This is a genomic window from Amycolatopsis sp. NBC_00438 (assembly GCF_036026695.1).
Lineage (GTDB): Bacteria > Actinomycetota > Actinomycetes > Mycobacteriales > Pseudonocardiaceae > Amycolatopsis.
In genome coordinates, this window is the sequence record NZ_CP107923.1 from 4910450 (window position 1) to 4932811 (window position 22362).

Sequence of the window (22362 nt, forward strand, 5' to 3'; positions counted from 1 at the left end):
TTCACGACGACGCAATTACATGGTGTTCACGTCCTGCCCGCGCGATGTTGCGCGGATACTTGACCGGCCCCAGTTCGCCACGACGGGGCTGGCCCTCACTCCGTGCGCCAGCCGCGCTCCAGGCGGGCGAAGATCTCCTCCGCCGCCCGTTGGGGGTTCTCGTGGCCCGCGATCAGTTCCCGCGACGCCAGCGCGAAGCGGGCCAGCGCCGCGCACGCCACGTCGTTCTCCGGGGCGCCCGACTCCTCCGCGATCGCGCGGGCCAGTGCCGTCTCGTGGCGCATCCACATTCGCCTGCCGTACTCGCGCAGGGCCGGGGTGCTCTCCGTGAGCCTGATGAACGCGTCACCCGGGGAGGCTGCGACGTCGACCAGGATGTGCTTGCGCAGCGCGTCCACGATCGTGTGCCGCGGCGGCCGGCCGCGGACCGCGTCGACCAGCGCCGCCTCGATGTCGGCCTCCTGGTCGAACACCAAGGCTTCCTTGCTGGGGAAGTGCTTGAAGAGCGTCGTCACGGAGACGTCGGCGGCGTCCGCGACCTCCTTCACCCCGACCTGGTCGAAGCCGCGCTCGAGGAACAGTTCGAGCGCGGCGTCGGCCAGCGCCTTGCGGGTCTGCGCCTTCTTGCGCTCACGGCGCCCGATCACTTCCGTCATGCCCTCAGTCTACGTGATGGTGAACTCACTTCAAAAGTGTAGTGATTGCACTTTTGTAGTGAATCTGGTTTCCTGGGTTCATCGCCGCCGAAGAGACCGGCGGCCCGAACTTCCAGGGGGAAGCCATGAACACCACTGCCACCACCAAGATCGCGATCGTCGGCGCCGGCCTCGGCGGACTCGCCTGCGCCCGCGTCCTTCAGCTCCACGGGCACGCCGTCACCGTCTTCGAACAGGAGGCCTCGGCCGACGCACGACCACAGGGCGGCACCCTCGACATGCACGGCGACACCGGCCAGGTCGCCCTGCGCACGGCCGGCCTGCACGAAACGTGGCGCGCGCTCGCCCGGCCCGAAGGCCAGCAGATGCGCGCGGTCGACCCGCACACCACCGACGTCCTCATGGACGAGGTCCCCGCCGAGGACGACGAGTCCAAGCCCGAGATCGACCGCGGCCAGCTCCGCGGCCTCCTGCTCGACTCCCTCTCCCCCGGCACCGTCCAGTGGGACCGCACCACCGACGACGTCACCCCGCTGCCGGACGGCACCGCCCGGCTGCGCTTCACCGACGGCACCACCGAGAACTTCGACCTGGTCGTCGGCGCCGATGGGGCGTGGTCCCGCGTCCGCCGCGCCCTGACCGGGGTCCGGCCGGAGTACAGCGGCGTCGCGTTCGTCGAGTTCGGGCTCGACGACGCCGACCGCCGGCACGCCGCGTTGACCGGCCAGGGCACGATGGTGGCCAAGATCGACGGGAACGCGATCTTCGCCCAGCGCAACAGCAACGGTCACATCCGTGGCTACGCCGTGTTCCACGCGCCGGAGGACTGGCACGCCGGCCTCGACTTCGCCGACACCGGCGCCGTGCGCGAGGCACTGCTGGAGCGCTACGTCGGCTGGCACCCGGAGCTGCTCGGGTTCCTGCGCGACAACGACGGCGCGTTCACGCACCGGCCGCTGTACGTCCTGCCGGTGCCGCACGCCTGGACGTCCATCCCCGGCGTCACGCTGCTCGGCGACGCCGCGCACCTGATGCCGCCGCTCGGCGTCGGCGCGAACCTAGCGATGCTGGACGGCACCGACCTCGCGACCGCGCTGGCGACGGCGCCGACCGTCGGTGAAGCCGTCCGGATCTACGAGGCGCGCATGCTGCCGCGGTCGATCGAGACCGCGGCCGCGTGCCAGCAAGGTCTCATCGACCTGTTGAGTGACGATCCGTGGGAGCAGGCGGCCTGACGACCTATGCCGGGCGCCCACGGAGAGGTAACGTGATTCCCACGATGTGGTCATCCCGGTGCACGCTAGGCAGTGACAGATCCACTGTCAGTAGTGTATCGGCGACGCCATCGCCCGAACGGCGCAATCAAATGCGGAATCCGGACGTCAATCCGCCAACGGCGCGTGAAACTTACCGTCTTCCCACGCAACCTCGTTAGCATCCGCACATTTGTTCTCTGCTGCGCGTCCCGATCGGGCCCTGAGCACCTCTCACCATCAAGTCCACAAGACGAATGGGGTCGCCAGCGATGAGTACAGAGGGACTCTCGATTCCAGGCATCTCGATCGCCGGCTCGGGGCCATCGGCCGCCGAGCGGGTGCGAAGGCGTGGTCTGAGCGCGTTCGGCTCGGTCCCCCGCCCCGCTGTGGTCATGTTCGCCATCGAGGCGGCCGCGGTCATCCTGGCCGTGCTCGACGTCTGGCTGGTGATCCCCGAGAAGGCCCAGCCCTACTCGATCTACCTGTCCGGCGCGGCCTGCCTCGCCGTGGTGTTCCGCCGCAAGTTCCCGTTCCTCGCCGTGCTCGTCGCCGTCCCCGGCTTCCTGGCCGGCTGGGCGCAGCTGGCGAGCATGATCACGCTCGGCATGCTCGCCACCCGACGTCAGCTGCACTGGCAGACCTGGGTCGGCGCCGCGCTGGTGTGGACCTGCCGGTTCGTGCAGTGGCCGCTGGACGACTTCGTCCAGCTGAGCTGGCGCGAGCACATCCTCGACGGCATCTACGGCGTCCTCGTCGCCGGCATGCCGATCGCGATCGGCATGCTCATCGGCGCCCGCACCGAGGTCGCGAACAAGCTCGCCGAACTGGCCACGAGCCGGGACCGCGAGCGCCGCTTCCACGCCGACGCCGTCCGCGCCGAGGAGCGCGCCCGGCTGGCGCGGGAGATGCACGACGTCGTCTCGCACCAGATCACGCTGATCGCGATGCAGGCCGGCGCGCTGCAGGCCCAGACCACCGACGAGCGGTCGCTGGAAACCGCGCAGGTCATCCGCGGCCTGAGCAAGCGGACGCTGGAGGAACTGCGGTCGCTGGTCAGCGTGCTGCGCGCGGGTTCGGAGGACGACGGCCCCCGCCCGGGCATCAACGAGCTGGACCGGCTGATCCGCACGTCCGACGTCCCGGTGCACCTGACGGTGGAGCACCTGCCGGACGCGCTGCCCAACCAGGTTTCCGCGGCGGCGTACCGGACGGTGCAGGAGTGCCTGACCAACGTCCACAAGCACGCGCCGGGCGCGACCGCGACCATCCGCATCCAGGGTGAGCACGGAGCGCTCAAGATCGAGGTCCGCAACGAGCGCGCCCGCCGGGCCGGCGAAGGTCTACCCTCGGGCGGCCACGGTCTGACGGGGCTGGCCGAGCGGGCTCGTCTGCTGGGCGGCAGCTTCGAGACGTCGGGCACGGAGGACGGTGGCTTCCGGGTCCGGGCGCGGTATCCGCTGAGCCACTGAGGTTTTGTGCATTGGGGCGCCGCCCCCGGTTTCCAGCCTACGGGCGGGCACCGACGATTCCGGCTTCGCGAACGCCGCGAGCGGCGGATTCAGGACGTTGAAGTCCCGGATTCGCCGCTCGCGGCTCTTGCGCTCCGGAGTTGTCGGTGCCCGCCCGTAGCGTTGAATCGGGGGCTGCTCAGGTGCGCGGCGGGTCGACATGTGTACCCGGACGGCCGGTTTCGCGTACTTGGACGAGCGGCTTGCGTACCTGGACGGACGACTCGCGCACCTGCACAGTCGGTTCCCGTACCTGGGGCGTCGGCTCACGTACCTGGATGGCCGGCTCGCGTACCTGGACGGACGACTCGCGTATCCAGATGGACGACTCGCGCACCTGCACAGTCAGTTCCCGTACCTGCGTGGCCGGCTCACGTACCTGCATGACCGGTTCGTCAACCCAGACGGACGGCTCGCGTGCCTGGAGAGTCGGCTCGCGTGCCTGGAGAGTCGGCTCGCGTGCCTGGAGGGTCGACACGGCGGTAGGGCGTCGAGCGTGCGGACTGCGGGCGCGGGCGGGCGGTGGTGTGGGTGGGCGCGCGAGAAGCCACCTCGAGGGGTTTGCTCCCTCGGGGTGGCTTCCGGCGGTGACGCTTAGATGATCTCCCGGCGCTGGCGCAGACGCTCGAGGGCCTCGGCGAGGATGGCCTCGCCGTCGGCGTCGCTGCGCCGCTCCTTCACGTACGCCAGGTGGGTCTTGTAGGGCTCGGTCCGGGGTGCGGCCGGCGGGTTCTTCTCGTCCTGCCCGCCGGGAAGCCCGCAGCGGGGGCAGTCCCACTCGTCGGGGATCTCCGCCTCCATCGCGAACGACGGACGGGCTTCGTGCCCGTTGGCGCACCAGTAGCCGACTCGGCGCCGCGGCGCCGACTCACCTCGTTCCGATTCGCCCGTAGGTCCGGCACCCACTCGGGTGCCCCGAATCGCGTTACCGCCAACCATGAATCCTCACACCTATGGAATCGGCGGCGCGCCCCCCAATAGGCACGCCGAATCGCTGCGCACCCCGCTGGTGGGACCCGGTCTCGATCGCCGGCGGGAGCGCCGGACGTCACACCTTGAGCAGCAGGCCCAGCCCGATGATGCTGATCAGCCACACCGCGCCCAGCAACAGGGTGATCCGGTCGAGGTTCTTCTCGGCCACGCTCGACCCGGCCAGACTCGACTGCATCCCGCCACCGAACAGCGACGAAAGGCCACCGCCGCGCCCGCGGTGCAGAAGAACCGCCACCACGAGGAACACGCTGGAGACGATCAACAGGATTTGCAGGAACAGCTTCATGTCATCCTCTGGGCTCTAGGAGAATGCAGGGGCACGGCATGGTCTTTTCGACCACCACCGTACCCCTGGACTCGTCCACTGCTGTGTGACGGACCGGATACACAGGTTACCCGGTCGTGGCCTCGATCAGGGCAGCGGCCCGCCCGCGGCGAGTGCGCAGAGTTTCGTGAACTCGTCGCCGTCGAGGCTCGCTCCGCCGACCAGGGCACCGTCGACGTTCTCGCAGGCCACCAGGTCACTGATGTTGTTCGCCTTCGCCGAGCCCCCGTAAAGCACCCGGACGGACGAAGCGACCTCGTCGCCGTACTTCTCCTGGAGGGTCGCGCGGATGGCCTTGCAGACTTCTTCGGCGTCCGCGGGGGTGGCGACCTTGCCGGTGCCGATGGCCCAGACCGGCTCGTACGCGACGACCACGGCGCCGACCTGCTCGGCCTTGAGGCCCTTCAGGCCCTCGACCAGCTGCGTCGTGGTGTGGTGGATGTGCTCGCCGGCCTCGCGGACCTCGAGCTTCTCCCCGATGCAGAGGATCGGCGTGATGCCGTGCTTGAGCGCGGCCTTGACCTTCTTGTTGACCAGCTCGTCGGTCTCGGCGTGGTACTCGCGCCGCTCCGAGTGCCCGACGGTGACGAACTTGCAGCCCAGCTTGGCCAGCATCACGCCCGACACCTCACCGGTGTAGGCGCCGGAGTCGTGCGCGGAGATGTCCTGCGCGCCGTACGTCATCGACAGCTTGTCGCCGTCGACCAGGGTCTGCACGCTGCGGATGTCGGTGAACGGCGGCAGCACCGCCACGTCGACCTTCGCGTAGTACTTCTCCGGCAGCGCGAAGGCGATCTTCTGCACCAGCGCGATCGCCTCGAGGTGGTTCTGGTTCATCTTCCAGTTGCCGGCGATGAACGGCTTGCGTGCCACTAGTTCTTCTCCTCCAGGGCGGTCACGCCCGGCAGTTCCTTGCCTTCGAGGTACTCGAGCGAGGCCCCGCCACCGGTGGAGATGTGCGAGAAGCCGTCTTCGGGCAGGCCGAGCTGGCGCACCGCGGCCGCGGAGTCGCCGCCGCCGACGACGGTGAAGGCGTCGCTCTTGACCAGGGCTTCGGCGACGGCGCGGGTGCCGCCGGCGAACGCCTCGAACTCGAACACGCCCATCGGGCCGTTCCAGAACACGGTCTTGGCGTCGGCCAGCTTGCTCGCGAACAGCTCGCGCGTCTTCGGGCCGATGTCCAGGCCTTCGCGGTCGGCCGGGATGGCCGTGGCCGCGACGACCTCGTGCTCGGCGTCGGCCGAGAACCCGGTCGCGGCGAGGACGTCGACCGGCAGGACCAGTTCGACGCCGCGCTTCTCGGCCTCGGCGAGGAAGCCCTTCACCTGGTCGAGCTGGTCGGCCTGCAGCAGCGACTTGCCGACCTCGTAGCCCTGGGCCTTGAGGAAGGTGTACGCCATGCCGCCGCCGACGAGCAGCCGGTCGACCTTGGTCAGCAGGTTCGCGATGACGCCGAGCTTGTCGGACACCTTCGCGCCGCCGAGCACGACCACGTACGGCCGCTGGACGTCGTCGGTGAGCTTCTCCAGCACGTCCAGCTCGGCCAGCACGAGGCCGCCCGCGTACGCCGGGAGCACCGAGGCGACCTCGTAGACCGAGGCCTGCTTGCGGTGCACGACGCCGAAACCGTCGGAGACGAACGCGCCGCCCGGGACGAGCGCGCCCAGCTCGGCGGCCAGCTCGGAGCGGTCCACGGCGTCCTTGCTGGTCTCGCGCGCGTCGAAGCGCACGTTCTCCAGCAGCACGACGCCGCCGTCGGCGAGGCCGGCGGTGAGCGCCTTGGCGGACTCGCCGACCAGGTCACCGGCCAGCGTGGCCTCGGCGCCGAGCAGCTCGGAGAGCCGCTTCGCCACCGGGGCCAGCGTGTACTTGGGGTCCGGTTCGCCCTTGGGGCGGCCGAGGTGCGCGGTGACGACGACTTTCGCGCCCGCGTCGGCGAGCTTCTTGATCGTCGGCAGCGCCGCGCGGACGCGGCCGTCGTCGGTGATGCGATCCCCGTCGAGCGGGACGTTCAGGTCGGAACGCACGAGTACGTACCGGCCCTGAACGCCCTCGCCCAGCAGGTCGTCGAGGTTCTTGACGGTCATCCGGCTCAGAGCTTCGAGCCGACGAGCTTGATCAGGTCCGCGAGGCGGTTGGAGTAGCCCCACTCGTTGTCGTACCAGCCGACGACCTTGACCTGGTTGCCGATGACCTTGGTCAGCGGCGAGTCGTAGATGCAGGACGCCGGGTCGGTGACGATGTCCGAGGACACGATCGGGTCGACCGAGTAGCGCAGGATGCCGGCGAGGGGGCCCTCGGCGGCGGCCTTGTAGGCGGCGTTGATCTCCTCGACCGTGGCGGTCTTCTTCAGGGTCACCGTGAGGTCGGTGGCCGAGCCGGTCGGCACCGGGACGCGCAGCGCGAAGCCGTCCAGCTTGCCCAGCAGCTCCGGCAGCACCAGGCCGATCGCCTTCGCGGCACCGGTCGAGGCGGGCACCACGTTCAGCGCGGCGGCGCGGGCGCGGCGGAGGTCCTTGTGCGGGCCGTCCTGCAGGTTCTGGTCCTGCGTGTACGCGTGGATCGTGGTCATCAGGCCCTGCTCGATGCCGAACGAGTCGTTGAGGACCTTCGCCAGCGGGCCGAGGCAGTTGGTGGTGCACGAGGCGTTGGAGATGATGTTCTGCGAGCCGTCGTACTTGTCGTCGTTGACGCCGAGCACCACGGTCAGGTCCTCGCCCTTGGCGGGCGCGGAGATGATGACCTTCTTGGCCCCGCCGGCGATGTGCGCCTTGGCGGCGTCGGCGTTGGTGAAGAAGCCGGTGGACTCGACCACGACGTCCACGCCCAGGTCGCCCCAGGGCAGGTTGGCCGGGTCGCGCTCGGCGAGGGCCTTGATGGTCTTGCCGTCCACAACGATGCCTTCGTCGCTGACGCTGACCTCACCCGGGTAGCGCCCCAGGATCGAGTCGTACTTCAGCAAGTGGGCCATGGTGGCGACGTCGCCGAGGTCGTTGAAGGCGACGACCTCGATGTCGTGGCCGCTGGCCTGCACGGCGCGGAAGAAGTTGCGGCCGATGCGGCCGAAGCCGTTGACACCTACGCGAACGGTCACTGCTGCCACTCCTCTGAGGATCGGCCGGAGTCCCGGCCGTGACTTGCGGGCTCGCGGCCACCCTAGCGTGCGGGCATGCGCGTCCCTGACTGCCCTGACGAGACTTCCACCACTTGGCGAACGGGTCAAGAATCGATTAAGAAGCCTAGGGGAATCCGGGTGATCGGTTCACCTGATCTTCACCTGGACCACGGTGGACCGGGACGGCGCGTGGTCCGGCGGTTCGGGCAGGCCGCACGCGGTGCGGGCCGCGGCCCGGCTGGTACTGGCCGGTAGCCGGCGCGGACGACTGGATCGTTCAAGCCACCACCGCGATCGGCGGCGGCTCCGACAGGCCGGCGCACTCCCGGGTGACGGGCTCGATTCAGAGCCGCGACGCGCGTTCACTCCGCCAGCTCCCGCTCCAGCGGCGTGCGGAACCGGGGGATCACCCGGACCACGCCGAACCACTTCGCGCAGCGGTCCGCCGCCGCCTCGACCGCCGCTTTCTCCTCCGCGCCGATGTCCTCCAGCAGCCGGAACACCACTTCGCCCGACTCGCGCTGGGCCCAGCCGCCGACGATGCGGCCGTTCGCCCAGACCGTCGGGCCCACGTTGCCGAACCGGTCGAACAGTGCCGCCTTGTGCTCGCCGAGGAACCAGCCGCGCTCCTGCCAGCCCATCGGGGTCGGGTCGAGGCACGGGAGGAACGCCGCCCACACCGGCGGCTCGGGCACCGGCTCGAGGTCGTCGGCCAGCGCCACCCCCGCCGCGCCGTCCAGGTCGACCTCCACCGTGTCCAGCCCGGCCAGGGCCTTCCTCGTCTGCCCGAGCGTCCAGCCGGCCCACCAGCGCAGGTCCGTCAGCGGGGCCGGGCCGTACGCGCGCAGCCAGCGCCGCGCCAGCTCGACGCGGGCCGCCTCCGCCTCCCAGACCGTGAGGGCGGCACCCACCCAGTCCTCCAGCGGGTGCCAGACGTACTGGGTGCTGAGCCAGGTGCCGCGCGGGCGGCCGCGGACGATCCGGCCGTCCACCGCCAGCTGGAACAGCACCCGGCTGGTGACGTTGCCGATCGCCTCGTACGGCTTGCCCTTCGACATCTGCAGCCGCTGCCGCAGCCGGGGTTCGGCCTCGCTCAGCTGCTGCGCGGTCGCCGAGCCGAGGCCCCGCAACGCGGCTTCGACCGCCGTTTCGACGTCGACGAGCCACTTTCCCGGCTCCGGCACGTTTTCCGGGTACCCCTGCTGCCCGAGGTGCTGCTCCAGCAGCTTCCGCTGTTTCGCCGCGATGTCCGCCGAGCAGCCGGCCTGCACGAGAGCCGCGGTCTCCAGGCCGGTGACGAACACCGTGCGGCGCATGCCGAGCAGCCGCAGCACCGTGCGGTCGTCGTACAGCGCGCGCTCGACCTCGGCGATCGCGGGCCCGTCGAGCCGGGCGGCCGCCGAGAGGTGGACGGTCGCCGGGTCGGTGGCGTGCAGGGCGACTACGCCCGCGACGGCGTCTTCGACCGTCGCCGCGGGCGCGGCCAGGTGGTGGCGGACGCCGAGGCGGGCCCGGCGCTGGGCGGTGGAAATCTTCGGAGGCACCCCGAAGTCCTACCATCCGGCACCGACGAAAACGCGTGGTCACCCCGTGACCTCGGGCGCTAGCCTCGCGGGCATGGTCTCCAGCGCGCACCTCGCGGCCTTCGCCGCGCTGACGTTCCTGATGGTCGTGGTCCCCGGGCCGAGTGTGCTGTTCACGATCAGCCGCGCGCTGACCGTCGGGCGGCGCGACGCGCTCCTCACCGTCGCCGGCAATTCGGTCGGGGTGTACACGCAGGTCGTCGCGGTCGCGTTCGGCCTCGGCGCGCTCGTGACGACGTCGGCCGCGGCGTTCACCACGATCAAGGTCGCCGGCGCGGTCTACCTGGTGTACCTGGGGATCCAGGCGGTGCGCCACCGCCGGCGGCTCACCGACGCGATGGCCGCGCGGGTCGGCGCGACGCCGGGCCGGGTGGTCACCGTGCTGCGCGACGGCTTCGTCGTCGGCTTCGCGAACCCGAAGTCGATCGTCTTCCTGGCGGCGCTGCTCCCCCAGTTCGTCGACCCGGCCGCCGGGTCGGTGCCGGCCCAGATGCTGGTGCTGGGCCTGTGCCTGCCCGCCATCGCGCTGGCCACCGACAGCGCGTGGGCGCTGGTCGCGGGCACGGCGCGGGCGTGGTTCGCCCGCTCGCCGCGCCGGCTGGAAGCCCTCGGCGGCACCGGTGGCCTGGTGATGATCGGCCTCGGCACGACGCTGGCGTTCACCGGCCGCAGCGACTGACCCGCAAGTCCGTGAAGGCCTCCTTCAGGGACTCAGAGTCCCTGAAGGAGGCCTTCACGGCTTTGCCGCCGGGTCGCGCAGCACCAGGTCCAGGAGACCGGGGAACGCGGCGTCGAATTCGGGGCGGCGCAAGCGGTTCAGGCGTCGTGGGCCTTCGTCGCGTTGTTCGATCAGGCCCGTCGCGCGCAGCACGCCGAAGTGGTGGCTGAGCGTCGCCTTCGCCACCGGGAGGTCGAACGTGCCGCACGCCTTAGTCCACTCCGGTACGGCCGCGAGCTCGCGCAGGATGCTGCGGCGCACCGGGTCGGCGACGGCGGAGAGGGCGTCCTGCAGCGCGACGTCGCCGGGGAGCACGTGGGTCAGGCCGCGAGCCCGCGCGGTCACCGCAGGGCCTCGGCCAGGCCGGCGCGCCACTCGTCAGGCAGCCCGTCCAGCTGGACGACGACCTGGTCCGCGCCCGCGTCCCGGTACTCCCTCAGCCGCGCCACGACGGCGTCGAAGTCACCCCACACGGTGACGCCGTCGACCAGCCGGTCCGACAGGTCCGCGACGTCGGCGTCGGTGAAGCCCATCCGGCGGAAGTTGTTCGCGTAGCCGGGAACGCCGGACAGGAACCGCAGCGAACCGCCCCGGACGACCTCCCGCGCCGCGGCGGCGTCGGTCTCGGCGACGACGGTGAGCAGCACCGCCAGCTGCGCGTCCGCGCCGAGGATCTCCCGCGCCGACGCGACGTAGTCGGTGGTCACCAGGAACGGGTACGCGCCCGCCGCGCGGGCCCGCGACAGCTCCAGCATCTTCGGCCCCAGCGCCGACAGCATGCGCGCCGACGCGGGCACGACGTCGTCGATCTCGTCGAGGTAGTCGTTCAGCGCGGCCAGCGGACGCGGGCCGTGCGCCCCGCCCAGCCCGGCGACGAACCGGCCGGCGGGCAGGTCCAGGTAGGCCCGGGCCACCTCGGCGGCCGGCACCCGGTCGATCGAGAGGATCCCGCTGGCCACCGGGATCCGCCGGGTCCCGTGGACGACCTCGGCGATCAGCGGCAGCGAGTTCCCCTGCCCGCCGGGCAGCCACAGCGTGTCGTAGCCCAGCTCTTCCAGTTCGACGGCGGTCGCGACGGCGGCCTCCGGCTCGGCGGTGTTCAGCGCGGCGCCCAGCGCCCCCAGCTTCGTCATGCGCGGGTGAACCTCCGGCCGCCGCCCGATGTTCCCGTCACGCCGTCTGTTCGTCCTCAGCGGAATCCACCGTGTTTTCGACGCGGGTGAACATCCGCGTCGCCGAGAGCCGCGCGACGCCGTCCGGGTCGCCGAGGTCGTCGAGGGAGTTGCGGATCGTCGAGTCGACCGACAGGTACTTCCGGCCCGCGCGCAGGTCGGCGTCGTTGCGCAGCCGGACGATCAGCGGGAACTCCGCGAGCGCGCCCGCGTCGAACAGGCCCGTCGTGTAGATCAGCTGGACGCCCAGCGCCTCGGCGACCGCCCGCTGCAGTTCCAGCAGGTACCCGGCGGACGCGCGGCCGATCGGGTTGTCCAGGAACAGCACGCCGGAGTGGCGGTTGCGGACCTTGCCGCGGTTGTTGGCGCGCAACGCCGCGAGGGTGCAGTAGAGGATGATCGCCGCGGTCAGCTGCTGGCCGCCCGAGAACACGTCGCGGATCTCCGAGACGCGCTGGCGTTCGGTCCGCAGCACCGAGTCCGGCTTGAGCATGTCGACGCGGAAGCCCTTGGGCGCCGCGGCCCGGACGCCGCGCAGCACCAGGGAAAGCCCGTCGCGCTTGACGTCGCGGCCGTCCGCGGTCTTGCCCACCGCGGCCTCGTCGACGACCTCGCCGAGCTTCTCGGTGAGCGCGTTGTCCTCCAGCTCGGTGAACCGGATGCGCAGGAACTCCTGCCCGGACCAGTCGCCGAGGCCGTCGGGCAGCCGCGAGACGCGCTGGGCCGAGCGCAGCTGCCGGAGCGCGCCGTCGACCATGCCCTGCAGGCGGGTGATGATGCCGCCGCGGTGCCGGTCGATCTGGGCGAGGTCGTCGGTGAGCGAGCGCAGCCGCGGCCGCAGCGCCTCCGCCCACTCGGCGGCGTGCGCCGGGAGCTGGTCGCGCTTGACCGAGATGACCTGCTGCCGCACCGGCGTGCTCAGCTTCTCGAAGCGCTTCTCCGTCGCGTACTGGGCCAGCTGGTCCGCGGCCTCGCGCACCCGCCGGTCACCCGCGTCGGCGGCGTCCTGGGCTTCACCCAACGTCGCGTTCAGCCGCGTGTGCTGGGCCCGCGCGGTGTCGACGTCGCCGTCGTAGGCGGCCGCGTCCTTGTCGGTGACCAGGTGGGCGAGGGAGTCGGCGAGCAGCGAGAACCCGGACGCGGAGTTGCGCGCGGAGTCCAGGGTCTCCTCGGCCGCCGCCCGGCGTTCCTGCAGCTCCTCCCACTTCCGCGCGGCCACGGACATCTCCAGGCCGGCGGCGTCGATCAGCTCCAGGCCGTGCTCGATGTCGCGCGGCTTGTCGCCGGTGACGCCGTTCTGCAGCGGCAGCACGTCCAGCTCGGCACGCCGCGTCGAGACGAGCCCGATGGCCTCGGTCCGCTCGTCTTCCAGGCCGTCGACGACGCGGCGGGCGCGCGCGAGGGCCGCCGCGCGGGCGGACGCGTCGGAGCCGTCGGGCGTCTCCAGCAGCTCGGCGGCGGTCGCGCGGACGGCCTCGTCCAGGGACTCCACGGCCGAGCCCGCGGCCGCTTCGGCCGACTCGGCCTGCTCAAGCTCGGCCCGCAGGTCACTGCCGACCTCGACCTTCGCGTACGACTCGGACGCCGACAGGTAGGTCCGGCGCAGGGCGTCGACCGGCTCGGCGGGCGGCCCGTCCGCAGTGCCGTCGACGTCGGCCGCGCCCGGGACCTCGGCGAGTTCGGCGCGGGCGGTGGTCGCGGTCCGGCGGTGGCCGTCGGCCGTGCGCTGCTCCTCTCCCGCCTGCTCCCGCAGCCGCGCGGCCTTGCCCGCGGCGTCGGAGGCCTGCAGGTCGGCGCGCTCGGCGACCTCGGTGGCGCGCTCGACGTCCTCGGTCCACTCCGCGATCCGGGCACTCCTCGTGCCCAGCTCGCCGAGCTTCCGCGCCCGCTCCTCGGTCTCGGCCGCCGCGGCCCGCAGCTCCGGGACACGCTCGCGCAGCGACGCCGTCTTTTCGCTCAACCGCGCGAATTCCGCGTCGGCCTGCGCCAGGGCCGTGCGCGCGGACTCGCGCGCGGTCCGGGCCGCCTGGGCCTGTTCGGCGAGCGTCGCGACGGCGCCGGGCGGGTAGTCCTCGCGCCAGGTGGTGAGCTTCCAGGTGAGGGCGCCGTCGGCGGCCAGCTTGGCGGACAAGGCTTCCAGCCGCCGCTGCCGCTCGGTGTTGCGCCGCGCCACGGCTTCGCGCTCGGCGTCCGCGGCCTCTTCGTCGTACATCGCGGGGTTCGGCGGGACGAGGAACTCGACGCCGGGCGCGGCGGGTGCCTCGGCCAGCAGCGCCTCGGTGGTGCCGACGGCGATGATCGCGCTCGGCAGCAGCCGCCGCGACGTCAGTACCTCGCGGGCCCGGTCCGCGTGGGCGACGTCGTTGAGCAGGACGCCGGAAACCAGCTGCGGCAGGCTTTCCAGCACTTCGGCGCGCCGCCCGGCGTCCAGTTTGGACAGATAGCGCCAGCCGGACCACGCGGTGATCCCGGCTTCCTCCAGGGCGTCCAGCGCGGCTTGGACGTCCTGCGGGGGCGGCAGCAGCCCGCCGGAGCCGAGCGCGGTCAGGGCCCGCTCGTCGGCGGACTCCTCCATCCGCAGCGCTGTCTGCTCCTTCTCGACGGCCGCGCTCGCTTCGCGCAACCGCTCCAGCAGCACCGGAAGATCGCTTTCGAGGGCGACGTCGTCCGCGCCGAGCAGCTCGACCAGCCGGCCCTCGGCGGCGAGCGCGTCGGTGCGGCGGTGGGCCCGGTCGAGGTCCTCGGTGGCGCGCTCGAAGCGGTCCAGGGTGGTGCCGGCGAGCTGGTGCGCTTCGTTCACGGTCCGTTGCGCCGCTTGGAGATCCGCCGCGACGCGGTCGAGCTCCTGCTCGCGCCGGGCCAGTTCGGCGGTCGCCGCCTCGGCCGCGGACCGTGCCGCCCGGGACGCGTCGGCGACGTCGGCGTCCGAGGGCAGCAGCCCGCCGCGGACGGCGTTCTGGACCTCTTCGCGCAGCTCGGTGATCCGCGTGGTCAGGCCGCGGGCCTCGGCCCGCCGCCCGGCCGCGAGGTTCGCGGCCTCGTCGCGTTCGGTCTGTGCCTTCTCCGCCTCCGCGCGCAACGCGCCCGCGTGGGCCTCGGCCTTGTCGGCCTGGCGCTGGGCGTCCTGCGCCAGGGACTGCAGGCCCCGGGCCAGCGCGGCCGCGGCGGTGTTGCGCGCCTGCAGGGCCGGGCGGGCCTTCTCCTCGCGGTTGCCGACGAGCTCGCGCAGGTCCTTCGCCTTGCGGGCGGCATTGAGCTGGTTGAGCACGGTCGCCGTCTCACGCCAGGCTTCGGCCGCTGTCTTCGCTTCGGCCATCTCGGCGTCGACGCGCTTGCGGGCCTCCTGGGCCTCGTCCAGGCGCAGCACCGCGACCAGCCGCCGCAGCTCCGTGACGCCGGCCGCGAGTCGCCGGTGGTCGCCTTCGGCCAGCTTCTCCGCGGTCTTGACCTCGGCGACGTGGTCCTCGAGCCCGGACAGCCGCGCGTTCTCCAGCTCGTTGCGCGCGACGACCCGGCCGGCCAGCTCGGCCATGTCGGCCCGCGCGGCTTCGGCGATCTTCCGGGACGCGGCCGCGACGCCTTCCTCGGCGGCCAGCGGCCCGAGCAGATCGAGGGCGCCGGCGACAAAATCGCGTTCCGACAACAGGTCCCCGCGCTGAGCGAGGTTGTGCGAGTAGGTCGAGACGACCTCCGCGAGGTCCTTCGGCTCGTCCTCGGAGACGACGGCGCGCAGCAGGAACTCGACGAACGCCTCGTCGGTGCCGAACGCGAACGCGTCCGCCGCTTCACCTTCGCCCGCGTTCATCGCGCGCTGGTAGCGGAACAGCTCGGTGTCGAGGCCGAGGGTGTCGAGCCGGCCGGTCCACTCGTGGTGGCGCCGGGTCCACGACAGCTCCAGCTCGGGCTCGGCCAGCTGGGCCGCGGCGAGCTTGTCGTGGAAACCGGACATGGTGAGCAGCCGGCCGTCCTGCGTCATCGGCAGGGAGTCGAGCGCCAGCGCCGAGGTCGGGCGGAAGCAGTACCAGGAGTCGGCCAGGTTCTCCGAGTCCGAGGAGACGACGTGCCCGCGCCATTCGGAGACCTTGCCGGTGATGATCCGGTGGCCGGTCTCGACGTGCAGCCACTCCAGCACGACGTGCGAGACGTCCTTGGCGGCGACGAACTTCTCGAGCACCTTCGTGCTCGTGGTGCCGACGACCTGGCGGCGGCCGGGCAGCATCACCGAGAAGATCAGCTTGATGAGGACGGACTTGCCGCCGCCGTTCTCCAGGAACAGCACGCTCGCCGGGGACGGACGGCGCAGCTCGGCCGGCCCGGTGGCGTGGATGCCGGCGCTGAACAGCGCGTCCTGCTGGGGCGCGGTGATCTTGGCGCCGACGCCGCTGAAGTCGAGCACGACGTCCTGGTAGCGGGCACCCGCCGGACCCACGGAATGCAGGCGGACCCGCGAAAGCTCGTACATCTACTCCCCTTAGAGCGTGTCCGACGACGTCGCGCGCAGCGTGCCGCCGTCGTTCGCGACGGCCACGACGTCCAGCGCGAGCAGGTCGTCGAAGGCGGCGTCGGCGGCGAGTTCGCGGACCTGGATCTGGTAGCGCGGTGTGGTGCGGTAGGTGCCGCCCTGTTCGTCGCTCACCGGGACCAGGAAACCCTGGTCGGCGAGGAAGCGCAGGGCGCGCGAGACCATGCCGCGGGTGGTGTCGGCGGCGAGGCGGCCGTCCTTGGTGGCCGCCGCGGCCGGACGCCTCGTGTACGCCCGCCAAGCCTGCTCCAGCTCGGGCGCGTCGGCCAGCGGGTCGTTGTTGGCCTCGGCCTGGGCGGCGCGTTCGTCGAGCATGCGGGCGGCTTCGCGGACCATCGCGTCGACCTGTTCGACGCTGACGCGGCCGATGTAGGTGTCGTTGGCGAGGTCGTCCGGGCGGGGGTAGCCGAGCGCGGCGGCGGCGAGGTGGATCAGGCCGTGCAGCACCTTCTCGGTGTCGCGGCGCTCGCGGATCTTGGCCTGGCGGGCGTAGGAGTCCATCTTGATCTCGAACACGGACTCGTCGGTGGCCGCGAGGACCGCGCCGGCCTGCTGGTTGACCTCCAGGACCATCAGCCCGAGCCCGGAGGCGACGGCGTGGGTGAGCGCCTTGAACGCGTTGTCCTCGCCGTAGCGGCGCACGAGGTCGCCGTAGACGACGTCGCGGGCGGGCAGCTGCTTGGGCCGCATGCCGAACGCGACCAGGCGGGCCGCGGCTTCGGCGTCCACGCTGCTGTGGGACAGCGCCATTACGCGACTTCCTCTTCTTCGTCGGCACGCTCTACGGCGGCGGTGGACAGGAGCAGGTCGGCGCCGCCGAAATCCGGGTCGTCGAGCAGCGTGCCGTCGTCGACGGCGAGCAGCACCGAGCGGTCCCCCTGGCGCCGCGCGGCGCCGACCCCGGGACTGTAGGCGTGCACCGCGCGCAGCGCGACCAGGGCCGCGAGCCCGGGCTGGCGGCTGCGGCGGGCCTCGTCGAGCAGGCCGGAGAGCCGTCGTGGCACCTCGGGCAGGTCGAGCAGTTCGTCGGCGCGGCGCCAGACGTCGTCGCCGAACTTGTCGGTGACGTCGGCGGGCATCAGCTCGGGCTCCGGGATCTCGCCGACCAGCTGGTCACGCTCGGGCGCAGGGCGCAGGAGCAGCGAGACCAGCGCCGACAGCGACGGGACGACCGGCGCGGCGATGCCGGCGACGGCGTGGAAGAAGCGCTCGGCCGGGGTGACGGCGTCGGCCAGCGGCAGCCCGAGGGTGGGCACCAGGAGCTGGCCGAACAGGTCGAGCGTCGCGCGCTGCGGCGGGCCGGAGAACTGCTGGCGGTCCTGCTCGGCGCGGAACACCGCGCCCGCGTCGGCCAGCCGGGACTGCAGGCGGGTGTGCCGGCGGATGCAGTCGCCGACGATGTCGACGAGCTCGGCGGCACGGCGCTTGCGGTCGAGGTCCTCGGTCTCGTCGCGGGCGGTGGTGATGTTCTTGAGGATCGCGTTCTCGGCGCGGAAGCGGGCTTCGATGTGGCTCAGCGCGCTGTCGAGCAGCTCCGGGACCTCGCGCTCCCAGTCGACCGACCGGACGTCGCGGCGGGTCGCGTCGAGCTTCGCGCGCAGCACCTCGCCGTACTGGACGGTCCGGTAGCGGGCCTGCTCGGCGGCCAGTTTCGCGTCGGCCAGCCGGCCCCGCGCGATCAGGTTCTCGAGCTTGACCTCGGCCGCGATCTGCGCCGACTCGACGTCGGTGTCGAGGGCGCCGACGAGCACGTTGATCGCCTCGTCGGTGGCGCGCAGGTAGACCTCGCCGTCCCGGGCGGCCAGCTCGACCAGCAGCTTGAAGTCAAACTGGCGGCGCTGGTAGCCACCCGGTCCCATCGAGCCGTAGACGCGCCGGAAGCCGCGGTCGGTGGTGCCGACGTTGATCAGGTTGTCCAGGACCCACTTCGCGACGCGGACGTGTTCCTCCGGCATCCGCGACGGCGCCTGCGCGGCGATGAACGGCAGCAGCCGGTCGATGACCTCGTCGTGGCCGGCGCCGGTGTCGAAGTCCATCGCGATGGTGACCTGGTCGATCGTGTGCAGCGCGATCTCGGCCATCTGGTAGATCGTGGCGTCGGCCCAGTCGAGCTTCGCCTTCCGCGCGTCGAGGTCGTGCAACGGCGCGGTGCAGGCGAGCGCCTTGAGGCGGCGCGTCAGCCCTTCGTCGGCCAGGCCCTGGCCCCCGGTCTCGTCGTCTCGCACAGCAGGCCAGGCTAGTCGGCCACCCTCTGCACACGCGCGGGTGACGGGCTAACGTCGCTCTCATGCGTGAGATGAGCCGTGACGAGTGGTGGCAGTTCGCGTCCGAGGGCACCCGGACGGGCATGCTCGGCCTGGTCAGGAAGGACGGCTCACCGATCGTGACGCCGATCTGGTTCCTGCTGAACGAGGGCCCGGACGGTGACGAGCTGATCTTCACCACCGGCACCGGGACGCTGAAGGGCAAGGCCATCGCGCGCGACGGGCGGATCTCGCTGGCCGTCGACGACCAGCGGCCGCCGTTCTCCTACGTGCAGTTCACCGCCGAGGCGCGGCTGACCCAGGACGACGACATGCTGGCCTGGGCGACGCGGCTGGGCAGCCGGTACATGGGCGCCGAGCAGGGCGAGGCGTACGGCAAGCGCAACGCCGTCCCCGAGGAGTCACTCGTCCGGGCGAAAATCACGAAGGTGATCGCCCGGGCGGACATCGCCGGCTGAACCCGCCGCCCACCTGCGGATCGCTGCTAATCTCGCGGTGGGGGTGGGGGTTCATGCTTTCAGGTGGGGACAGCAGGCGCGAAGCCGTGACGGCGATGGTGAACGCCGGGCAGCGGGAACTGGTCGCCGAGCTCGAGCGGCTGGACGGCGGGGCCCGCTTCGGCCGGTCCGGCTGGGAGCGGCCCGGCGGGGGCGGCGGGCAGGCGCGGCTGCTGGAGAACGGTGACGTCTTCGAGCGGGCCGGCGTCGACTGCTCCGCGGTGTACGGCGAGCGGCTGCCCGAAGCGGTCGCCCACCAGCACGGGCTGGACCCGGACAGCGGCTTCTTCGCGACCGGGCTGTCGGTGGTGATCCATCCGCGCAACCCGTACGTGCCGGCGTTTCACGCCGATTTCCGGTACTTCGAGTCCGGCGGCACGTGGTGGTTCGACGGCGGCGCGGACCTGACGCCGTGCTACGGCTTCGCGGACGACGCGGCGCACTTCCACCGCACGCTCAAGACGTACTGCGACACCTTCGACCCGGCGTTCCACGCGCAGGCCAAGCGCGCCTGCGACGAGTACTTCACGCTGCCGCACCGCGACGAGACGCGCGGCGTCGGCGGCATCTTCTTCGACCACCTGCACCCCGAGGGCCCGCACGGCTGGCACCGCGCGGCCGCCTTCGCCGCGGCGGGCATCGCCACGATCGCGCCCGCGTACCTGCCGATCGTGCGGCGCCGCAAGGACCTCCCCCACGGCGACCGCGAGCGGCAGTGGCAGCTCTACCGCCGCGGCCGGTACGTGGAGTTCACCCTGGCGCACGACCGCGGCACCCGGTTCGGGCTGCAGACCGGCGGCTACGTCGAGGCGATCCTGATGGCGCTGCCGCCGCTGGCGCGCTGGGAGTTCGAGCTGACGCCGGAGCCGGGCAGCCCCGAGGCGGCGCTCACGGAGTTCCTGGTGCCGCGGGACTGGGCGGGCGAAGAGGCGGTCCCGGAGACCCGGATCGCGGGCTGACACCCGGCGACGGCACGAGATCGGTGTGACCGCGGGGTCCCGAGGTTGCCGTGCCGAAGGGCGACGCGCCCGATGTGGCGTCGGGTGCGTCCGGCGAGGCCCGCGCAACCCCTCGGTACTGGGCCGTCCGGGCGCATCCGCCCCGCTGAGCGGGAAGCCGGGTTTCACCGTGGGTGAGCGCGGGTGTCCGGTATTGACACGACCCGCTCGGACGGTGTGTGATCCCTCCATAGATAGGAAACTTTCCTAACTATTTCTGGAGGTCCCCGTGGCACCCCGCCTCCCTTGGCGCGTGGCTGTGGCCGGTACCGCCGTCGCGGCGCTCGGCTTCAGCGCGTTCACCCCCCTTGCTTCAGCGGCCACCACCGCGGCGACGGACTACGAGTCCGAGAACGCCGTGATCTCCCAGGGCGTCGTCGAGTCGAACCACGCCGGCTACTCCGGCACCGGGTTCGTCAACTTCGACAACGTCGCCGGCAGCTACGTCGAGTACTCGGTGAACGCCGCGCAGGCGGGCACGCACACGCTGACCTTCCGCTACGCCAACGGAACCGCCGACAACCGGCCGGTGAAGCTGATCGTCGACGGCGGCGACAAGGGCACCGTCGACTTCCCCGCGACCGGCGCCTGGACGACGTGGCAGACCGTCACCGCGACCGTGCAGCTGACCGCCGGGGTCACCAAGGTCCGCACCACCGCGACCACCGCGAACGGCGGGCCGAACGCGGACAAGCTCACCGACACGTTCACCGCGCCGAGCGACAGCGAACCGCCGTCGCCGCCGTCGAACCTGGCCGCCACGAACATCCTGCCGACCGCCGCGACGTTCTCCTGGACGGCCGCGACCGACAACGTCGGCATCGTGCGCTACGAGATCAACCGCGGCGGCAACATCCTCAAGACCGTCGGCGGCACCACGACTTCGGCGACCGTGGACAACCTGACGCCCAACACCGCCTACGACATCTCGGTCGGCGCGTACGACGCCGCGGGCAACCCGTCGCAGCAGAGCAACGTCGTCGCCTTCACCACCCCGCCGAGCGACGACACGACACCGCCGAGCGTGCCCGGCAGCCTGCGCTCGACCGGCGTCACGGCGAACAGCGTTTCCTTGGCGTGGAACGCTTCCACGGACAACGGTGGCACGATCACCGCCTACGACGTCTTCCAGGGCGCCACGAAGGTCGCGTCCACGACGTCGCTCACCTCGACGGTGACGAACCTGAGCCCGAACACGTCCTACACCTTCACGGTCAAGGCGCGGGACCCGAACGGGAACAGCTCCGCCGCAAGCAACGCGGTGACCGTGAAGACGAGCGCGCCGGGTGGTGCCGGGGGCATCCCGGAGTACGACAAGGACATCACGAAGGTCGACCTCGGCTGGGCGGTGGACTTCCTGCCGAACGGCAACGCGCTGGTGACCGAGCGGGACCGGTTCGAAATCCTGCTCGTGACGCCGGCCGGCCAGAAGACCACGCTGGGCACGGTGCCGGGCGCGGTGACCACCACCGGCGAAGGCGGCGTGCTGGGCCTGGCGATCTCGCCGAACTGGGCGAGCGACCACGCGATCTACGTCTACCACACGGCTTCCGGCGACAACCGGATCGTGAAGATGACCTACGACGGCACCAAGCTGTCCTCGACGTCGACGCCGGTGCTGACCGGGATCGCGAAGAACCGCTACCACAACGGCGGCCGGATCAAGTTCGGCCCGGACGGCAAGCTCTACGCCACCGTGGGCGACGCGAAGAACAGCGACAACGCGCAGAACAAGAGCTCGCTCAACGGGAAGATCCTGCGGCTGAACGCCGACGGGTCGGCGCCGAGCGACAACCCGTTCTACGCCACCGGGGGCAACGCGCGCTACGTCTACAGTTACGGCCACCGCAACCCGCAGGGCCTGGCCTGGGACTCGCGCGGCCAGCTGTGGGCGGCGGAGTTCGGCGAGAGCAGCCTGGACGAGCTCAACCTGATCCAGAAGGGCGGCAACTTCGGCTGGCCCAGCTGCGAGGGCACGCAGGGCAGCTGCAGCGGCTTCATCGCGCCGAAGAAGACCTGGCCGACGTCGCAGGCCGGGCCGTCCGGTGTGGAGATCGTCAACGACTGGATCTACATCGCCGGCGTCACCGGTGAGCAGCTGTTCGCGACGCAGATCAACGCGGCGGGCACCGGCGTCGGCACGGTGTCGACGCTGTTCTCCGGCCGCTGGGGCCGGCTGCGCTCGGTGACGAAGACACCGGACGGCGGGCTCTGGCTGACGTCCACGAACAACGACAAGAACGGCGGCACGCCGAGCGTCCTGGACAACGTGATCGTCCGGCTGAAGTTCCCCGCCGCCCACTGACCGCGGCTGGGGTGACCGGAGCGGCGCCGGTCACCCCAGCCGCGCTTCACACCGGCTCGGCGGTGACCCGCTCGAGGTGGGCGTCCACGTCGAAGCCGTGTTCCTCCAGCCGGCGCCGGGCGAGCAGGCGTTCGTCGGCGGTGAACAGCGCTTCGTACTCCGGACGGAGCATCGTCGCCTCGGAGCTGCGGGCGAGCTGGTTCTTCTCCCAGAGCAAGGCGAACCCGCCCGCGGTCCCGGCACCGCGCAGCAGCCGGCGGGCGGCCTCGACACCGCCGTGCTCGCGGACCATCCGTTCGAATTGGAGCGGCCGATAGCCGTAGTCGGTGGCGAGAACCCGGCAGCCGTCGAGCAGGTCATCCGTGAACCGCCGGGCCAGCCGCCGGTCGGCGACGGGAACGGTTTCGGGCAAGTCGGACATACCACACCTCTCGACGGGACACTATCTTC

General features: G+C 71.6%; 18 protein-coding genes and 1 pseudogene. 6 read left to right on the plus strand and 13 right to left on the minus strand.

Going from position 1 to position 22362, the window contains the following annotated elements; translation table 11 throughout:
• Positions 1–95: 95 nt before the first annotated feature.
• Positions 96–656: a TetR/AcrR family transcriptional regulator gene (locus OG494_RS21470; protein ID WP_328458414.1), complete on the minus strand. Its 561-nt coding sequence runs from the start codon at positions 654–656 to the stop codon at positions 96–98.
• A gap of 125 nt (positions 657–781) precedes the next feature.
• Between OG494_RS21470 and OG494_RS21475 the strand changes: the two genes are divergently transcribed.
• Entirely contained in the window at positions 782–1891 is a 1110-nt protein-coding gene (locus OG494_RS21475; protein ID WP_328458415.1) for an FAD-dependent oxidoreductase, read from the plus strand.
• Between the two features lie 290 nt (positions 1892–2181).
• Positions 2182–3381 (plus strand): sensor histidine kinase, encoded by a 1200-nt coding sequence (locus tag OG494_RS21480; RefSeq protein WP_328458417.1) that lies wholly within the window; start codon positions 2182–2184, stop codon positions 3379–3381.
• Positions 3382–4014: 633 nt separating this feature from the next.
• Here OG494_RS21480 and OG494_RS21485 read toward each other — a convergent pair.
• The 6 genes from OG494_RS21485 to OG494_RS21510 form a co-directional block, all read right to left on the minus strand.
• Positions 4015–4359 (minus strand): RNA polymerase-binding protein RbpA, encoded by a 345-nt coding sequence (locus OG494_RS21485; RefSeq protein WP_323330437.1) that lies wholly within the window; start codon positions 4357–4359, stop codon positions 4015–4017.
• Between the two features lie 109 nt (positions 4360–4468).
• Complete coding sequence (gene secG / locus OG494_RS21490) at positions 4469–4699, minus strand: preprotein translocase subunit SecG (protein WP_323330438.1); 231 nt, start codon at positions 4697–4699, stop codon at positions 4469–4471.
• 126 nt (positions 4700–4825) lie between these two features.
• Positions 4826–5611 carry a triose-phosphate isomerase gene (tpiA, locus tag OG494_RS21495; protein ID WP_328458418.1) on the minus strand — a complete coding sequence of 262 codons (786 nt, stop codon included), beginning with the start codon at positions 5609–5611 and terminating at the stop codon, positions 4826–4828.
• The gene (locus OG494_RS21500) at positions 5611–6825 is read right to left on the minus strand and encodes a phosphoglycerate kinase (RefSeq protein ID WP_328458419.1); all 1215 of its coding nucleotides are present in this window, start codon (positions 6823–6825) and stop codon (positions 5611–5613) included. The genes tpiA and OG494_RS21500 overlap by 1 nt, the downstream gene beginning before the upstream one ends.
• Positions 6826–6830: 5 nt before the next feature.
• Complete coding sequence (gap, locus tag OG494_RS21505; protein WP_328458421.1) at positions 6831–7832, minus strand: type I glyceraldehyde-3-phosphate dehydrogenase; 1002 nt, start codon at positions 7830–7832, stop codon at positions 6831–6833.
• Positions 7833–8215: 383 nt separating this feature from the next.
• Entirely contained in the window at positions 8216–9397 is a 1182-nt protein-coding gene (locus tag OG494_RS21510) for a winged helix DNA-binding domain-containing protein (RefSeq protein WP_328458422.1), read from the minus strand.
• A 73-nt stretch (positions 9398–9470) separates the two neighbouring features.
• Between OG494_RS21510 and OG494_RS21515 the strand changes: the two genes are divergently transcribed.
• Complete coding sequence (locus tag OG494_RS21515) at positions 9471–10115, plus strand: LysE family translocator (RefSeq protein WP_328458424.1); 645 nt, start codon at positions 9471–9473, stop codon at positions 10113–10115.
• A gap of 54 nt (positions 10116–10169) precedes the next feature.
• Here OG494_RS21515 and OG494_RS21520 read toward each other — a convergent pair whose 3' ends face one another.
• The 5 genes from OG494_RS21520 to OG494_RS21540 are packed head-to-tail and all read right to left on the minus strand — an operon-like array spanning position 10170 to position 18073.
• Entirely contained in the window at positions 10170–10499 is a 330-nt protein-coding gene (locus OG494_RS21520; RefSeq protein WP_328458426.1) for an ArsR/SmtB family transcription factor, read from the minus strand.
• The gene (locus OG494_RS21525) at positions 10496–11287 is read right to left on the minus strand and encodes a TIGR03620 family F420-dependent LLM class oxidoreductase (RefSeq protein ID WP_328458428.1); all 792 of its coding nucleotides are present in this window, start codon (positions 11285–11287) and stop codon (positions 10496–10498) included. Before OG494_RS21525 ends, OG494_RS21520 begins: the two co-directional genes overlap by 4 nt.
• A 37-nt stretch (positions 11288–11324) precedes the next feature.
• Positions 11325–15788 (minus strand): hypothetical protein, encoded by a 4464-nt coding sequence (locus tag OG494_RS21530; RefSeq protein WP_328458430.1) that lies wholly within the window; start codon positions 15786–15788, stop codon positions 11325–11327.
• A 9-nt stretch (positions 15789–15797) separates the two neighbouring features.
• A complete protein-coding gene (locus OG494_RS21535) occupies positions 15798–16598 on the minus strand; it encodes a hypothetical protein (protein ID WP_247049175.1) in 801 nt (266 codons plus the stop codon).
• Positions 16598–18073 carry a hypothetical protein gene (locus tag OG494_RS21540; RefSeq protein WP_328458432.1) on the minus strand — a complete coding sequence of 492 codons (1476 nt, stop codon included), beginning with the start codon at positions 18071–18073 and terminating at the stop codon, positions 16598–16600. The genes OG494_RS21535 and OG494_RS21540 overlap by 1 nt, the downstream gene beginning before the upstream one ends.
• A 62-nt stretch (positions 18074–18135) precedes the next feature.
• On the opposite strand from OG494_RS21540, the gene OG494_RS21545 reads away from it, so the two are divergent.
• The 3 genes and pseudogenes from OG494_RS21545 to OG494_RS21555 form a co-directional block, all read left to right on the plus strand.
• Positions 18136–18570, plus strand: coding sequence for a PPOX class F420-dependent oxidoreductase (locus OG494_RS21545; RefSeq protein ID WP_328458434.1), 435 nt, complete (start codon positions 18136–18138; stop codon positions 18568–18570).
• Positions 18571–18623: 53 nt separating this feature from the next.
• Positions 18624–19568 carry an oxygen-dependent coproporphyrinogen oxidase gene (gene hemF, locus OG494_RS21550; protein WP_328458436.1) on the plus strand — a complete coding sequence of 315 codons (945 nt, stop codon included), beginning with the start codon at positions 18624–18626 and terminating at the stop codon, positions 19566–19568.
• A 268-nt stretch (positions 19569–19836) separates the two neighbouring features.
• Positions 19837–21900 (plus strand): annotated as a pseudogene (locus OG494_RS21555) (PQQ-dependent sugar dehydrogenase); the annotation flags it as partial.
• Positions 21901–21958: 58 nt separating this feature from the next.
• Here the strand turns inward: OG494_RS21555 and OG494_RS21560 are convergent.
• Positions 21959–22333, minus strand: a complete 375-nt coding sequence (locus tag OG494_RS21560) for a hypothetical protein (protein WP_328458440.1) — start codon at positions 22331–22333, stop codon at positions 21959–21961.
• Positions 22334–22362 lie beyond the last annotated feature (29 nt).